The following is a 14,486-nucleotide window of genomic DNA, read 5'->3' as shown; positions in this document are numbered from 1 at the left end:
AGAGAGGGGTTCAGCGGGTGGGGTCGAGCAGGAGCTTTCCGACGGTACGGCGGGCGCGCATGTCCTCGTGAGCCTTCGCGGCCTCGGACAGCGCGTACTCGCCGCCGACAATCGGGCGGAGCTTGCCGGCGGCGACCAGCTCGAACAGGTCCTGCAGGGAGTCGGCGAGCATCCCGGGCCGCCGGAAGCAGTCGACCAGCCAGAAGCCGGCCACGGTCCGGGAGCCCTTCATCAGCCGGCCGGGAGCGAGCGCCTTCGCGGCCTCACCCGACGCGGCACCGAAGGTGACCAGCCGGCCGAACGGCGCCAGCGCCTCGAACGACTCGTCGAAGGTCTGGCCGCCGACCATTTCGAGTACGACGTCGACCGGCTTGCCGCCGTTCGCCTCGATGATCCGGTCCTTCAGACCGTCGGGGGTCCCGTCGATCGCGACATCCGCGCCGAGGTCCAGGGTCTGCTTGCGCTTCTCGTCCGAGGACGCGGTCGCGATCACGCGGCCGGCGCCCCACAGCTTGGCGAGCTGGATCGCGAGCGACCCCACTCCCCCGGCGCCGGCGTGGATCAGCACGGACTCGCCCGGCTGCAGGTTGGTCGACGTCCTCAGCAGGTGCCACGCGCTGGCGCCCTGGACCACGAGCGCGAGCGCGTCACCGTCGCTCACACCTTCCGGTACGTCGAAGACGGACTGGCTCGCGGCGACCGCCTGCTCGGCGTACCCGCCGGTGCCGACGAGCGCGACCACGCGGCGGCCTTCCGCCGTACGGCCGACAACTTCGCCGCCGGGGACCAGCGGGAGCTTCGCCTTGGTGAGGTAGCTGTTCTCGACCTGGTGGGTGTCGGCGTAGTTGATGCCGGCCCGGTCGACGGTGATCAGGACCTGGCCGTCGCCGGCGGTCGGCGCGTCCACCTCACTGACCTTCAGCACCTCGGGGCCGCCGAACTCGGTGATCTGCACTGCACGCACGCCTGACACTTCCTTCCGAATTGGTCTCCTTACATCGTACTGTACAGTGTACGTTAGCGAGAGAGAAGGGTGACGATGCCGACACGGACACCGAGGAATACCCTCAACCCGGACCTGATCATCAGCAAGGCTCTGGAGCTGATGGAAGGCCGTGGCCTCGACAGCTTCAGCCTGCGCGCGCTGGCCGGTGAACTGGGTGTCGGTCCGATGGCGATCTACACCTACTTCCGCAACAAGGACGAGCTGTACGACGCCGTCCGCGACCACCTGATGGGCCTGCTCCCCGCCGTACCGGCTGGCGCCGCCTGGCCGGACCAGGTCCGCGCCGTCTGCCGCGGGCTGCGCCGCCTGATGCTCCAACATCCTTGCCTCGCGCAACTACTCGCGAGCCGGCCGCTGATCGGGCACGAGACCGCGCGGGTCGCCGAGGGACTGCTGAGCGTCCTGCACTCGGCCGGGTTCGAGAAGGAGATCGCCGCGCGGACGCACACGACGCTGTTCACGTACGTGCTCGGGGCAACCTCGTGGGAGATCCAGATGGCGACCGAGCAGCGCGACCCGGAGGGTTTGCGACGGCTGCGGACGACGATGGAGTCGCTGTCGGCGACCGAGTTCCCGACCGTGGTCGAGCTCGCGCCGGAGCTGGCCCGGACGACCGGTGGCGACGAGCAGTTCGACTACGGACTCGACCTGCTGATCAGCGGCCTCAGAACAGCATCGTGACGATCGCGACGACGCCGATCACCACGATCAGGCAGCGCAGCGCGATCGGCGGCAGCTTGCGGCCGTAGCGCGCGCCGACGAAACCGCCGATCGTCGAACCGACCGCGATCAGCCCCGCGGCCAGCCAGTCGACGTCCGCGACGATCACGAACAGGATCGCCGCGACGGTGTTGACGAACGTGGCCAGCACGTTCTTCAGCGCGTTCATCCGCTGCAGGTTCGCGTCCAGGCCGAGGCCGAGGATCGCCATCAGCAGCACGCCCTGGGCGGCGCCGAAGTAGCCGCCGTACACGCCGGTGAGAAAGACCGCGGGGATCACCCACCAGGCACCGCGATGGGTGTGCGTCGGCACGCTGATCCACTTCGACAGCCACGGCTGGAAAGCGACGAGCACGCAGCCGAGCAGGATCAGGACCGGTACGACGGCGTGGAACGCGGAGTCCGGCAACGTCAGCAGCAGCACGGCCCCGACCACACCACCGACCAGCGAGGCGGGGACCAGCCGGATCATCCGGCCGCGCTGTCCCTCGAGCTCGCGCCGGTAGCCGATCGCGCCGGCCGCCGTACCGGGTGAGAGGCCGACGCTGTTGCTCACGTTGGCCAGCACCGGCGGGATCCCGACAGCGAGCAGCGCGGGGAAGGTCAGCAACGTGCCCGAGCCCACCACCGCGTTGATCGTGCCCGCGCCCACACCCGCCACCAGGACGAATAGCGCCTCGAACCATGTCATCGTTGGAAAACTGTACGCACCTGACACCTCAGGCGGCTCACGTGTCCGGTCGTTGAGCCTTCAGTGTCGCCAACGACACACCGGCCCGGCGCTCACCTGAGGGTGAGGGCCGGGCCGGATGCGCTGGTCTGGAAGGAGAAACCGACTACTGGGCCGCGGGCGGCGGAGTGGTCGGCGGTACGACGTCCTGCGTCGGCGAGGTCGACGGAGCCGGCGCCGACTGCTGCGAGCGGGAGCTGACCGCGGCCTTCTGCGCGGCCTCGATCGCCTCCTGCACCGCGTTGTCGGCCTCGGCCACTGCGGCATCCGGCGTACTGGTCAGCTCCTGGGTCGGAGCGGCCTGCTCGACCTCGTGCGGCTCCGGGAACGGGCCCTCGGCCTTCTGCGGGATGCCGGCGATCTGGCCGACGGCACTGCCGAGACCCTCCATCGCCTTGCCGATCTCGCTGGGGATGATCCACAGCTTGTTCGAGTCGCCCTGGGCGATCGACGGCAGCATCTGCAGGTACTGGTAGGCGAGCAGACCCTGGTCGGGCTTGCCGGCGTGGATCGCGTTGAAGACCGTGGTGATGGCCTGCGCCTCACCCTGCGCCTTCAGGATCCGCGCCTCCCGCTCGGCCTGCGCCCGCAGGATCCGGGACTCCCGGTCACCCTGCGCGGTGAGGATCGCGGACTGCTTCTGGCCCTCGGCCGACAGGACGGCCGACTGCCGCATACCCTCGGCGGTCAGGATCGCCGCGCGCTTGTCGCGGTCGGCGCGCATCTGCTTCTCCATCGAGTCCTGGATCGACGGCGGCGGGTCGATCGAGCGGAGCTCGACCCGGTTGACCCGGATGCCCCACTTGCCGGTCGCCTCGTCCAGCACGTACCGCAGCTTCTCGTTGATCTCCTCGCGACTGGTCAGCGTCTGCTCGAGGTCCATGCCACCGATGATGTTTCGGAGCGTGGTCATCGTGAGCTGCTCGATCGCCTGGATGTAGTTGGAGATCTCGTACGTCGCCCGCACCGGGTCGTTGACCTGGAAGTAGATGACGGAGTCGATCGACACCATCAGGTTGTCCTCGGTGATGACGCCCTGCGGCGGGAACGCGACGACCTGCTCACGCATGTCGATCGTGTACCGCACCTTGTCGACGAACGGGGTCAGCAGGTTCAGCCCGGGTTGCAGCCCGACCTTGAACTTCCCGAACCGTTCCACGATGCCGACGGTCTGCTGCTGCACGACCCGGACGGACTTGATCAGCGTGACGACCACCAGTAGTGCAACCAGTGCCAGCACGATGAGGAACGCTTCCACGTGACCCTCCACTCGAACGAAACAGGATCGACAGTCTTTCCTACAGACGGGCCACTGCCCAGCCCGGTTCCCTCACGATCCGGAGTCGGTCGGACCAACTCCGGACGGCGCTCAGCGCGGCGGGTCGGAGTCCGGTTTGCCGTCGGTCGCCTGCGCGTCGGGCTGAGTGCGCTCGTGCTGGACGGGCTCGGGCTGGACCGCTTCGTGCTGGGCGGCTTCGTGCTGGATGGCTTCGTGCTCGTGGTGACCGAGCGGCAGGCCGATCGGGTACACCACGGCGGTCGCGCCGTCGATCTGCATCACCTCGACCCGCGTCCCGGGCGGGATCGTGGTCAGGTCGTCGAACGGCCGCGCCGTCCACAGCTCGCCGCTGAGCTTGATCGAGCCGAGGCTGTCGGGGTGGATCTCCTTCACCACCACGCCGGTCCGGCCGATCACGTGCTGGGAACCGGTCTTCATCTCCACACCGTGGTGGATCTTGCGGACCAGCAGCGGGCGGATCGCGCCGAGCATCGCGCCGGCCGTCAGCAGGCCGACGACGATCTGCAACCAGAGCAGGCCGGGAAAGAGTGCGGCGGCACCGGTCGCGGCGAGCGCGCCGGCCGCCAGCATCAGCAGGGTGAAGTCGAGCGTGGCCAGCTCTGCCAGGCCGAGCACGACGGCGATTCCGAGCCAGGCGGCCCAGACGTTTTCGCGCAGCCAATCCATCATCTGCCAACCCTATCCGCGATCGGGACCTCTGGCAGGTCCACCACCCGTCGGACGCAGCCCGAAGTCTCCCGGATTCCCCAGCCGTGACTGAGATGCTCTGAGTTCGACAGTACTCCGGGGATGGGGAGAACCCCCGTCGCTCGAGATGCGGCAGGTCGGGAGAGTCCTGGGATCGGGCGGGCGCCGTACGGGCTAGAGGGCGCGGGCGGTGTAGCGGCCGTCCGAGTGCTGGAGGGTGAGGGCCAGGTCGAAGGTGTCGCTCAGGGTCTCCGACGTGAGGGCCTGGTCGATCGGCCCGGCGGCGACGACGCGGCCCTGCTTGAGCAGCATCGCGTGGGTGAAGCCGGGCGGGATCTCCTCGACGTGGTGCGTCACGAGGACCATCGCCGGTGCGCCCTCGGCGGTCGCGATCGAGCTGAGCGAACGGACGAGCTGCTCGCGACCGGTCAGGTCGAGACCGGCGGCGGGCTCGTCGAGGAGCATCAGTTCGGGGTCGGTCATCAGGGCGCGGGCGATCTGTACGCGCTTCCGCTCGCCCTCGGACAAGGTGCCGAAGGTGCGGTCGGCGAGGTGGTCGATGGCGAGCTCGGTCAGCAGCTCTTTCGCGCGCTGGTGGTCCAGCTCGTCGTACTCCTCGTTCCATCGGCCCATCACGGCGTACGACGCCGAGACGACGACGTCGGAGACCCGCTCGGACCTTGGGAGCTTGTCCGCGAGCGCCGCACTCGTCAGCCCGATCCGCGGTCGCAGCTCGAACACGTCAACGGCACCGAGCACCTCACCGAGCAGTCCGGCGACGCCGGCCGTCGGGTGCATCTGCGCCGCGAGCACCTGCAGCAACGTGGTCTTGCCGGCACCGTTCGGGCCGATCACCACCCAGCGGTCGGTCTCGTCAACAGTCCAGTCGATCCCGTCCAGCAGACGCGCCTCGCCCCGAACGATCGTGATGCCGGCCAGCTCCACCACTGCAGTCATGAGGCAAAACCTACGGGGTCGTCGCTCGGGGTGCGGCAGGACCCTCCACTGCGACGGCCCTACGGGCTGGGTGCGTGGGCGAATGGCGTGGCGGCCTGAACTGGAACAAGTACCAGCCACCGATCGAGGGTCGGTACTTGGAAGAGTCAGCGGGGTGGGCGGGTCGGCTGTCGTGGGTGGTGGGAGGGCGGGGATGTCGGGAGTGTGTGGTGAGGGTGGGAGACTTGTGGGCGTGCTGACCACTGCCGCCTCGGTGCGTTTTACCGTGTGGACCAACGCGATGCTTGCCGGGACCTGCGATCCCGACACCGCCGCGCACCGGATCCTCGGTACGGACGTCGGGCACCACGTTGCCGGGCTTGCGGCGCATCCTGAGCCGGCGACGTTGCCGGTGGCGCTCAATCTGCTGCGCGCCGCCGGTGCGCGCGAGGCGTATCTCGCGCTGCCCGTGCCGGGTGATCCGATCGGACTGGCCGGTCCCCCGTCGTTCAACGAGTCCGCGCTGGAGGCCGGTGAGGCCGTCGTACTGTCCGGTGCTGGGATCGGGCTCATTCCGGCGTACGTCGGGCCGGCCGTGCAGTGGTCGGTGCTGACCGCGCAGAGCCCGCCGCCGGCGGATCTCGGTGAGGCCGACCGTGGACTGCGGGCCGCGCTGATCGAGGCCGCCGAGTCGCTGGCCGCGCTGGACATCGCGCGCTGGAAGCCGGAGATCGCGGACGCGCTGATCGACATCCGCAAGATCGGCCAGGGCAAGGGCGACGACCTCGCCCCTGGGTACGACGCCCGCGCGGTCAAGGCCGCCGCCACGGCTCGCCGCTGCCTGGCGATCGCCGACGCCGCCCTCGAAGACGACGGCGCCGCCGTCACCGGCGCCGAAGCCGACGCCCGCCGCCGAGCCCTCACCGAACTGGCAGCCTCCGCCCGCCGAGCCCTGGTCGCCGCCTGCGGCCCGTTCGCTCCGCAGTAGCTCGTCCTCCATATCCCTTCCCCGAACCGCACTTTGTGCACCCACCAGCCGCTGGGGACGACGGGAGGGGACCTGCGGCTGCGTCGGTATGTGGACCGGGCGTCCACAGATTGGCTCGGCTCGGATAGGTTTCTGTTCTGGGATGACTGGACAGCTTGAGCACGAGACGCCGCCGTTGGATCGACCGACCCTGCTGGTCACGTTGACCGGTACGGACCGACCGGGGCTGACGTCGGCGGTGTTGTCGACGATCGCCAGCCGAGGGCTCGAGGTGATCGACGCCGAGCAGGTCGTGCTGCGGGGGCGGCTGGTGCTCGGCGTACTGCTGTCGGCGCCGCGGGATCACAAGCAGCTGAAGAAGGAACTGAAGGACCTCGCCGAGCAGCTCGACGTCGAGATCGACGTGAAGAAGGGTGTCGGCGACAACGAACCGCGCCGCAAGGGGCGTACGCAGGTGACGGTGATCGGTTCGCCGCTGACTGCCGAGGGGTTCGCCGCGATCGCCGGGCGGATCGCCGACACCGGCGCGAACATCGACCGGATCAGCCGCATGGCGCGCTACCCGGTGACGGCCGTCGAGATCGCCGTGTCCGGTGCGGACACCAACGCGCTGCGGACTGTGCTCGCGCTCGAAGGGGTACGGCAGGGGCTCGACGTCGCCGTACAGGCCGGTGGGTTGTACCGGCGCGCCAAGCGGCTGATCGTGATGGATGTCGACTCGACCCTGATCCAGGGCGAGGTGATCGAGATGCTCGCGGCGCACGCCGGGCGCGAGGCGGAGGTTGCCGCGGTCACCGAGCAGGCGATGCGCGGGGAGCTCGAGTTCGCCGAGTCGCTGCACCACCGGGTTGCCACGCTGGAGGGGCTGCCGGTCTCGGCGATCGACGAGGTGTACGCCGCGATCCAGCTCGCGCCGGGGGCGCGGACGCTGGTCCGGACGTTGAAGCGGCTCGGGTACCAGTTCGCGATCGTCAGCGGCGGCTTCACCCAGATCACCGACAAGATCGCCGCCGACCTCGGCATCGACTACTCGGCGGCCAACGAGCTGGAGATCGTCGACGGCAAGCTCACCGGCAAGGTCGTCGGCGAGATCGTCGACCGGCCCGGCAAGGCGGTCGCGCTGCGGCGCTTCGCCGAGTCGTCCCGTACGCCGTTGTCGCAGACGGTCGCGATCGGCGACGGCGCCAACGACCTCGACATGCTCGCCGCCGCCGGCCTCGGCGTCGCCTTCAACGCCAAGCCGGTCGTCCGCGCCGCCGCCGACACCCACCTGAGCGTGCCGTACCTGGACACGATCCTCTACCTGCTCGGCATCTCCCGCGAAGAGGTCGAAGCGGCCGACAACCTCAGCTGAGGTCGAGCTTGCCGGTCTTGGCGGCCGGCGGGGCGACGACCGGGAGCTTCGCGCCGAACTTCTCGTACGACGCCTGGATCGCGGTGTTGCCTCCCTTGGTGTCGGCGAGCACGAACACGATCCGGTGCGGCAGGTTCTTCGCGTCCACCATCACCGAGACGCTGAGCTGCGTCGGCAGGGTCTTCGCGTCGGCCTGGGTCAGGTAGACACCCATCGCGCGGGCCGCCGTCGCCTTCTTCACGTCGATGCTCAGCTGGTACTCGCGCACCTGCGTGCCGTCCATCGGCTGGTAGCCCACGGCCCTGAAGCTCGTCGAGTACGCCGCTCCGCCGAGCACCTGGTGCACCATCGCCTGGTTGTAGTCCTGTACGACGACGAGCGCGGCCGCGAGGATGTGCCGGTCCTTCGACGCCAGGTCGAGCTTCACCCACGGCTTCTTCGGGTTGCCGGTCAGTTCGTCGTTCTCCATGTAGAGGACCTTGCCGATGCGCGTGACCGGCAAGCCTTCCTCACTGGTCACCGCCGCGTCGGTCGTCGCGCCCTTGAGCCTGATGTCGGCGTTCAGCTCCGCGACCGATGCACGCGCCGCTCCGGTCTCCCTCACCGTCGTCCGGAACGTCCCGGCGGTCCGCAACGCCGCCAGCACCTTCGGGCCGAAGTCCGCCTTGGTCAGCTCGGCCGGCTCGGGCGGACCGGTCGGCGTCGACGTACTGGCTGCGATGGTCGGCGTGGATGCGGGCGCCGCGGCCGGGGCGGTGTTGTTGCCGCAGGCAGCAGTCAGTACCAGGGCGGAACCCGCGATCAGGACGGGCAGGACGGAACGCACAGCAAGGACTCCTCGTGAACAGGGTGAGGGTCTTGCTGCTCCCGATCAGATCGACCCGACTCGGGTCAGATGGTGACACAACAGCAAGCCGGCAACCTAAACGCTTGCAGCAAGCTGCAGCGCTCAAGTCAGCACCGGCGCGGGGGTGGAGGCCAGGGCGGGGGGGGTGATGCGCAGCGCTCAGGTTGTTGCTGGGGTGGCGATCTTGTGGGGGGCGGGTGGGTTGATCGTCAGCTTCTGGCCGAAGCGGCTGAAGGTGGCGGTGACGTCCGCGCGGCCGGTGGCGTCGTCGTCGAGGGTGAAACGGAGCTGGACCGGCAGGCAGTGGGCGTCGACGGCGATCCGTACGGTCAGGGCCTCGGGCAACGACTCGGCCGTGCCGGCGGTGAGGTAGCCCTCCATTGCGTCGGCCGCGGTGGCGCGGGCCAGGTCGATGGAGACGACGTACTCCTGGGCCGGTGCGCCGTTCACGGTGATGCGGTCGGCGCGCTGGAACGTGGTCGCGTGCGCGGCGCCGCCGATCAGCGCGTGGACCTGCGCCGCGCGCAGCAACTGCCTGCCGGAGCGGGACGACTGCCCGCCGGCCGCGAGTTCGGACCACGGGCGCGTTTTGTCCCCGGTGAGGGCCGCGTCCTTCAGGTACACCGTGCCGCCGGTCTTGATGAGCTTCCGGCCGAAGCCGGTCGCGATCAGTCCGGCGTGGTCACCACTGATCCGGAGGTCGGCCGTGACGACAACGGCCGACTCTCCTGCGCTCGTCGTACGGGAGACCGTCCGGAAGGTGCCCTTCTCGGCCAGCCGGCCGAGCAGTTCCGACGCGAGGTTCGCGGGCGACAACCCGTCGTCGCTCGGCGCCGTCGCGGAGACCGACAGGCTTGGTGAAGCGGACGGCGTACCGGCGGTGGAAGCGTCGGCGGCTGGTCCGGCAGCCCGCGTCGAACCGCAGGCAGACAGACCCAGCACCAGCACGGCGGTGACGGCGCCGGCCTTGGTGAAACGCACAGCGAACACTCCTCGAGGCGGGGATCGCTCACATGGTGACAGATCCGGACCTCCCCGCAAACACTCTGTGACGTAGCACAACCTGCCAATCCGTTTGCCCACGCCGTACGCCGAGAGGCAGGATCGCGCCCATGCCTCCACTGCCGGAAAACTTCACCGCCCGCCCCGCGACCACCGCCGACGTACCGGCGATCCACACGCTGGTCAGCGCCGCCGAACGCGCGACGACCGGCGTGGTCGAGACCGGCGCCGACGGGATCGAGGCCGCGCTGACCAGGCCGGGATTCGACGCGACCGTCGACAGTCTCGTCGTGCACGCGGACGACGGGCAGCTGGCCGGCTGGGCCTGGATCAACCGAGGACGACGCTCCCAGGTCGATGTGGATCCAGCGTTCCGCGGCCGCGGGATCGGCGCCGCGCTGCTCGACTGGGTCGAGGCTCGCGCCGCCGAGGTCGGGACGGACTGGGTCGCGCAGACCGTCGACGACCAGGACCGGGCCGGCCTCGAACTGCTGCGCTCGCGCGACTACGAACTGCTCGCGACGAACTGGCTGCTGGAGATGCCGACCACGGAGCTGGACGTCCGGATCCCCGACGGCATCACGATCCGGCCGTTCCAGCCGGGCGACGAGCACGCGGCGTACCAGGTGATCGAGGACGCGTTCGACGACTGGCAACCGCGCCGCAAGGAGTACGACGAGTGGGCGCGGATGGGCATCGAGCGGTCGAGCTTCGTGCCACAGCTCTCGCCCGTCGCCTTCGCCGGGGACGAACTCGTCGGCGCCGCGCTCAGCCTCGATCTCCCTGACAGCAGCGACGGGTACGTCGAGCAGGTCGCCGTACGCAAGGACCAGCGCGGCCGCGGCGTCGCGAAGGCCTTGCTCGCGACCGCGGCCCAGGCGATGCACGATGACGGCCGCACCCAACTGACGCTCTGGACGCACTCGGGGACCGGCGCGCTGGCGATGTACGAGCGGCTCGGCATGACCGTGCGGCGCAGTACGACGGTGCTGCGCGGCCGGGTCTGAGTCGCGCCAGATCGTGACGAGCTGTTGACTCCCGGCGATGAGAGCGCTCCCATAGGCGTAACCCCTCCAGGGAGGTCAAGATGCGTTCCCGCCCGAACACACCGTCCCGCCCCCGCCTCAGGACCCTGCTCAGCGCACTCGTCGTACCGGTGATGGTCGCCGTGCCGCTGACGATCGCGGCCCAGGCCAGCGTTCCCCCACCACCGACCGGCTGGACCACGGTCTGGTCCGACGACTTCGACGGCCCGAGCGGCAGCCTGCCGTCGAGCGCGAACTGGATCGTCGACACCGGCCACGGCTATCCCGGCGGCCCCGGCAACTGGGGCACCGGCGAGATCCAGAACTACACCAGCAACGCCGACAACCTGGCCCTCGACGGCTCCGGCAACCTGCGGATCACCCCGCGCCGCGACGGCGCCGGCAACTGGACGTCGGCCCGGATCGAGACCCAGCGCGCGAACTTCAAGCCGCCGTCCGGCGGCGTTCTGGCGATCGAGGGCCGGATCCAGATGCCCAACGTCACCGGCAACGCGGCGCTCGGCTACTGGCCGGCGTTCTGGGCGCTCGGCCAGCCGTACCGGGGCAACTACTGGAACTGGCCGGGCATCGGCGAGTTCGACATCATGGAGAACGTCAACGGGATCAACTCGGTCTGGGCCGTGCTGCACTGCGGCGTGAACCCCGGCGGCCCGTGCAACGAGACCACAGGCCTCGGCGCCAGCCGCGCCTGCCCCGGGTCGAGCTGCCAGTCGGCGTTCCACACGTACCGGTTCGAGTGGGACACCAGTACGACGCCCAACGCGTTCCGCTGGTACGTCGACGGACAGCAGTTCCACTCCGTCACCCAGGCACAGCTGCCGGCCGACACCTGGGCGAGCATGACCTCGCACGCGGGCTACTTCATCCTGCTGAACGTGGCGATGGGCGGCGCGTTCCCCGACGCGCTCAACGGCCCGACGCCGCGCGCCGAGACCGTCCCCGGCCATCCGATGGTGGTCGACTACGTGGCGGTCTCCACCAAGGGCGGCGGCACGACTCCCCCGACGACACCGCCCACGACGCCGCCTCCTGGTGGGAGCGGCGCGTACGGGCCCTTGCAGGCCGAAGCCTTCGGTCAGCAGGGTGGTGTCGCCGTCGAAACGACCAGCGACTCCGGCGGCGGGCAGAACCTCAGCCAGGTCGGCAACGGTGACTGGGCCCGCTACGGCTCCATCGACTTCGGCAGTACGCCGGCCAGGCAGTTCGTCGCGCGGGTCGCGTCAGGCGCCGGCGGAGGGGTCAGCGGGCTGGTCGAAGTCCGGTTGGACAGCCGGTCGAACGCGCCCATCGGCAGCTTCGCGGTCGGCAACACCGGCGGCTGGCAGAGCTGGCGGACCGTACCGGCCAACATCTCCAACGTCACCGGCGTACACGATGTGTACCTGACCTTCACGAGTGGTCAGCCGGCGGACTTCGTGAACGTCAACTGGTTCACCTTCGGCCACTAGAACGCAGCGAAGCCGCGGCCAGAGGTGCCGGCCGCGGCTTCGTCGTACAGGAGGTCAGGCGATCTCGGTCGCTGCCGGGGCGGTGATCGTCACCGGCTCGCCGAACTTGCCGAACGTCCCGCTGACCTTCGCGCCGTCGGCCTCGTACGCGAACGTCCGCGGCAGCGACTCGGCATCCACCGTGACCTCGATGGGCAGCTCGGTCAGGCCGGACTGGGCGGCCGTCTCCGACGTCAGGTACTGCCCGAACGCCTGCGCCTGCGTCGCCTTCAGCACGTTCACGGTCATCGTGTACTTCGCCGTCGCAACCCCGTCGACCGGCTCGCCGGCCGCGCTCTTGAAGTCCGTCGCGTACGGCGAGGTGGCCACGGCCACGCGGTACTGGTCCAGCTGAGCGCCCAGCAGCTGCAGCATCGCGCCGGCCATGATCGCCGACGTCTCCTTGCCGGCGCCCTTCCCCGTCGGGTCGTACATCACCCACGGCTTCTTCGGGTCACTCGACAGCTGCCCGCCCTTGCCGTACAGCGTGCCGCCGACCCGAACGAAGGTGCTCTCCAGCGCGCTCCCCTGCACATCAGCCGCCGCACCCGCCAGCCGCACGTTCGTCGTGAACGTGGCCGGGCCGTCAGCGTCTGTCGTGGTCGTCACCACCTGGAACGTCTTCTTCGCCGCCAGCGCCGCCTGAACCTTGCCCGAGAAGTCGCCCTGGCTCAACGGCGTGATCTTGCTGTCCGCCGCCGCCGGCGCACCGGAATCATCGGAGCCGCCACACCCGGCGACCAGGACCAACGCCCCGACCAGGAGCAACGGTGTCATCAGTTTCTTCACCCGGCGGAGGATGCCACAAATCCGTCGAAGCTCCTCCCCCGCACGCCGCACTTCGGCGATGCTGTGGGCATGGAGTACGTGTCGAAGGTCCCGCGGGCGCCGCTGGACGGGCTGATCGACGACCTCTACTACCTGGAGGGCGCACCGCCGTACGCCCGGCTGACGCTGCCGCCGAGCCCGTCGGCGCTGCTGATCGTGAACCTCGGGGCGCCGTTCCGCATGCGCGCCGGCACCGACCTCGACCTGGCCGAGTACGCCGACGGCTGCGTGGTCACCATGCCCACCCGCGCGTTCGAGTTCAGCTACCCGGTCCGGACCCGGTCCGTCGGCGTGCACTTCAAGCCGTGGGGGCTCGCGCCGTTCCTGCGGATGCCCGCGTCCGCGCTGTGCGACCGGCCGGTGACGATCGAGCAGGTGTGGGGCCGATCCGCGATCGCCGAGCTGCAAGACCGGCTCGCAGCGGCGACCGGGCCGCACGAGATGCTGACGCTGCTCGAGGAGGAGCTGGTACGACGGCTGCGCGAGACCGCCGGGCTGGAGCTGGTACGCCGGACGAGCAGTCTGATCGCGGCGACCAAGGGGACACTGGCGATCGGCGACCTGAGCGAGGCGGCCGGGGTCAGCAGCACTCATCTGGCCCAGCGGTTCAAGGAGCTCATCGGCATCACGCCGAAACGGCTGGCCCGCATCCACCGCTTCACCGCCACGGTGTTCGCGATCGACCCCGCCGGACCGGTCGACTGGGGCGACCTCGCGGGGCGCGCGGGCTACTTCGACCAGGCCCACTTCGGCCACGAGTTCCGGGAGTTCACCGGGCTCACGCCGTCGCGGTACGTCGAGGTCCGGCAGCGGTTCCTGCGCGAACATCCCGGCCACACGCTGGAGGGCTGGCCGCTGCCGGCCGATTGATTTCTTACAAGATCGGCCGCTCGTGGCGCGCTAGTTTGAGGCAACCCCAGAGCAGAGGAGTGTCCCGTGGGCAAAGTGGTCATGTACGCCTCGGTGTCGGTCGACGGTTTCGTCGCGGACGAGAACGATCAGCCCGGACCGCTGTTCGACTGGTTGACCAGCGGTGACGTCCCGTTGGACGACAGCGACGTGGTCAAGGTGTCGCAGGTGTCCTACGACTACACCCGGGCGTACTGGGACGAGATCGGCGTGACCATCGCCGGCCGCCACGTCTTCGACCTGACGGACGGCTGGGACGGGAAGCCTCCGGCCGGGATCGATCACGTCGTCGTCGTGACGCACCGGCCGCAGCCCGAGGGCTGGGACCCCGAGGCGCCGTTCCACTTCGTCGACGGCGTCGAGGCAGCCGTGGCCAAGGCGCAGGAGTTGGCGGGCGACCGCCTGGTCGAGGTCGCCGCCGGCGACGTCGGTGGCCAGGCGCTTGCCGCGGGTCTCGTCGACGAGGTGCGCATGGACGTCGTCCCGGTCGTGCTCGGCTCCGGTAAACGCTACTTCGGATCCGTCGACGCGCAGCACCTGTTGGAGGATCCCGAAGTGATTCATGGCAACCGGGTGCTTCACCTCCGCTACCAGGTGCGCCGCTGACCGATCCAAGCTCCGGCGGGGGCCGTGACCTATTCTTCGG

General features: G+C 69.6%; 15 protein-coding genes. 7 read left to right on the top strand and 8 right to left on the bottom strand.

The annotated features are described in order from the left end of the window. Positions 1–10: 10 nt before the first annotated feature. Positions 11–964, bottom strand: a complete 954-nt coding sequence (locus tag ACYVIO_RS24890; protein ID WP_460653277.1) for a quinone oxidoreductase family protein — start codon at positions 962–964, stop codon at positions 11–13. Positions 965–1,039: 75 nt separating this feature from the next. On the opposite strand from ACYVIO_RS24890, the gene ACYVIO_RS24885 reads away from it, so the two are divergent. Beyond that, positions 1,040–1,687 (top strand): TetR/AcrR family transcriptional regulator, encoded by a 648-nt coding sequence (locus ACYVIO_RS24885; RefSeq protein ID WP_460653276.1) that lies wholly within the window; start codon positions 1,040–1,042, stop codon positions 1,685–1,687. Here the strand turns inward: ACYVIO_RS24885 and ACYVIO_RS24880 are convergent. The 4 genes from ACYVIO_RS24880 to ACYVIO_RS24865 form a co-directional block, all read right to left on the bottom strand. Further along, positions 1,671–2,417, bottom strand: a complete 747-nt coding sequence (locus tag ACYVIO_RS24880; RefSeq protein WP_460653275.1) for a sulfite exporter TauE/SafE family protein — start codon at positions 2,415–2,417, stop codon at positions 1,671–1,673. The two genes, ACYVIO_RS24885 and ACYVIO_RS24880, sit on opposite strands and share 17 nt — an antisense overlap. Before the next feature lie 145 nt (positions 2,418–2,562). After that, a complete protein-coding gene (locus tag ACYVIO_RS24875; protein ID WP_460653274.1) occupies positions 2,563–3,714 on the bottom strand; it encodes an SPFH domain-containing protein in 1,152 nt (383 codons plus the stop codon). A 111-nt stretch (positions 3,715–3,825) separates the two neighbouring features. Beyond that, the gene (locus ACYVIO_RS24870; protein WP_460653273.1) at positions 3,826–4,425 is read right to left on the bottom strand and encodes an NfeD family protein; all 600 of its coding nucleotides are present in this window, start codon (positions 4,423–4,425) and stop codon (positions 3,826–3,828) included. A gap of 192 nt (positions 4,426–4,617) precedes the next feature. After that, positions 4,618–5,400 carry an ABC transporter ATP-binding protein gene (locus ACYVIO_RS24865; RefSeq protein WP_460653272.1) on the bottom strand — a complete coding sequence of 261 codons (783 nt, stop codon included), beginning with the start codon at positions 5,398–5,400 and terminating at the stop codon, positions 4,618–4,620. Between the two features lie 232 nt (positions 5,401–5,632). On the opposite strand from ACYVIO_RS24865, the gene ACYVIO_RS24860 reads away from it, so the two are divergent. Both ACYVIO_RS24860 and serB read left to right on the top strand, forming a co-directional pair. Next, a complete protein-coding gene (locus ACYVIO_RS24860) occupies positions 5,633–6,367 on the top strand; it encodes a hypothetical protein (RefSeq protein WP_460653271.1) in 735 nt (244 codons plus the stop codon). 142 nt (positions 6,368–6,509) lie between these two features. Next, positions 6,510–7,721, top strand: a complete 1,212-nt coding sequence (gene serB / locus ACYVIO_RS24855) for a phosphoserine phosphatase SerB (RefSeq protein ID WP_460653270.1) — start codon at positions 6,510–6,512, stop codon at positions 7,719–7,721. On the opposite strand, the gene ACYVIO_RS24850 is transcribed toward serB, so the two are convergent. Next, positions 7,714–8,547, bottom strand: a complete 834-nt coding sequence (locus tag ACYVIO_RS24850) for a hypothetical protein (protein ID WP_460653269.1) — start codon at positions 8,545–8,547, stop codon at positions 7,714–7,716. The two genes, serB and ACYVIO_RS24850, sit on opposite strands and share 8 nt — an antisense overlap. A gap of 180 nt (positions 8,548–8,727) precedes the next feature. Next, the gene (locus tag ACYVIO_RS24845) at positions 8,728–9,549 is read right to left on the bottom strand and encodes a hypothetical protein (RefSeq protein WP_460653268.1); all 822 of its coding nucleotides are present in this window, start codon (positions 9,547–9,549) and stop codon (positions 8,728–8,730) included. 131 nt (positions 9,550–9,680) lie between these two features. Between ACYVIO_RS24845 and ACYVIO_RS24840 the strand changes: the two genes are divergently transcribed. After that, positions 9,681–10,577 carry a GNAT family N-acetyltransferase gene (locus ACYVIO_RS24840; RefSeq protein WP_460653267.1) on the top strand — a complete coding sequence of 299 codons (897 nt, stop codon included), beginning with the start codon at positions 9,681–9,683 and terminating at the stop codon, positions 10,575–10,577. 80 nt (positions 10,578–10,657) lie between these two features. Next, positions 10,658–12,064 carry a glycoside hydrolase family 16 protein gene (locus ACYVIO_RS24835; protein ID WP_460653266.1) on the top strand — a complete coding sequence of 469 codons (1,407 nt, stop codon included), beginning with the start codon at positions 10,658–10,660 and terminating at the stop codon, positions 12,062–12,064. 54 nt (positions 12,065–12,118) lie between these two features. Here ACYVIO_RS24835 and ACYVIO_RS24830 read toward each other — a convergent pair whose 3' ends face one another. Beyond that, positions 12,119–12,892: a hypothetical protein gene (locus ACYVIO_RS24830; RefSeq protein ID WP_460653265.1), complete on the bottom strand. Its 774-nt coding sequence runs from the start codon at positions 12,890–12,892 to the stop codon at positions 12,119–12,121. Positions 12,893–12,961: 69 nt separating this feature from the next. Here ACYVIO_RS24830 and ACYVIO_RS24825 point away from each other — a divergent pair, with 69 nt between their 5' ends. Next, a complete protein-coding gene (locus ACYVIO_RS24825) occupies positions 12,962–13,801 on the top strand; it encodes an AraC family transcriptional regulator (protein WP_460653264.1) in 840 nt (279 codons plus the stop codon). A 66-nt stretch (positions 13,802–13,867) separates the two neighbouring features. Next, positions 13,868–14,446: a dihydrofolate reductase family protein gene (locus ACYVIO_RS24820; RefSeq protein ID WP_460653263.1), complete on the top strand. Its 579-nt coding sequence runs from the start codon at positions 13,868–13,870 to the stop codon at positions 14,444–14,446. Positions 14,447–14,486: the final 40 nt, after the last annotated feature.

Source organism: Kribbella endophytica, assembly GCF_054781295.1.
Note: the sequence above shows the minus strand (reverse complement) of the source record. Positions and strands in the feature narration are given on the sequence as shown.

Coding starts and splice junctions, on each gene's coding strand:
- ACYVIO_RS24885 (WP_460653276.1), top strand. CDS start 1,040: ATGCCGACACGGACACCGAGGAATACCCTCAACCCGGACCTGATCATC.
- ACYVIO_RS24880 (WP_460653275.1), bottom strand. CDS start 2,417: ATGACATGGTTCGAGGCGCTATTCGTCCTGGTGGCGGGTGTGGGCGCG.
- ACYVIO_RS24870 (WP_460653273.1), bottom strand. CDS start 4,425: ATGATGGATTGGCTGCGCGAAAACGTCTGGGCCGCCTGGCTCGGAATC.
- ACYVIO_RS24865 (WP_460653272.1), bottom strand. CDS start 5,400: ATGACTGCAGTGGTGGAGCTGGCCGGCATCACGATCGTTCGGGGCGAG.
- serB (WP_460653270.1), top strand. CDS start 6,510: ATGACTGGACAGCTTGAGCACGAGACGCCGCCGTTGGATCGACCGACC.
- ACYVIO_RS24840 (WP_460653267.1), top strand. CDS start 9,681: ATGCCTCCACTGCCGGAAAACTTCACCGCCCGCCCCGCGACCACCGCC.
- ACYVIO_RS24835 (WP_460653266.1), top strand. CDS start 10,658: ATGCGTTCCCGCCCGAACACACCGTCCCGCCCCCGCCTCAGGACCCTG.
- ACYVIO_RS24825 (WP_460653264.1), top strand. CDS start 12,962: ATGGAGTACGTGTCGAAGGTCCCGCGGGCGCCGCTGGACGGGCTGATC.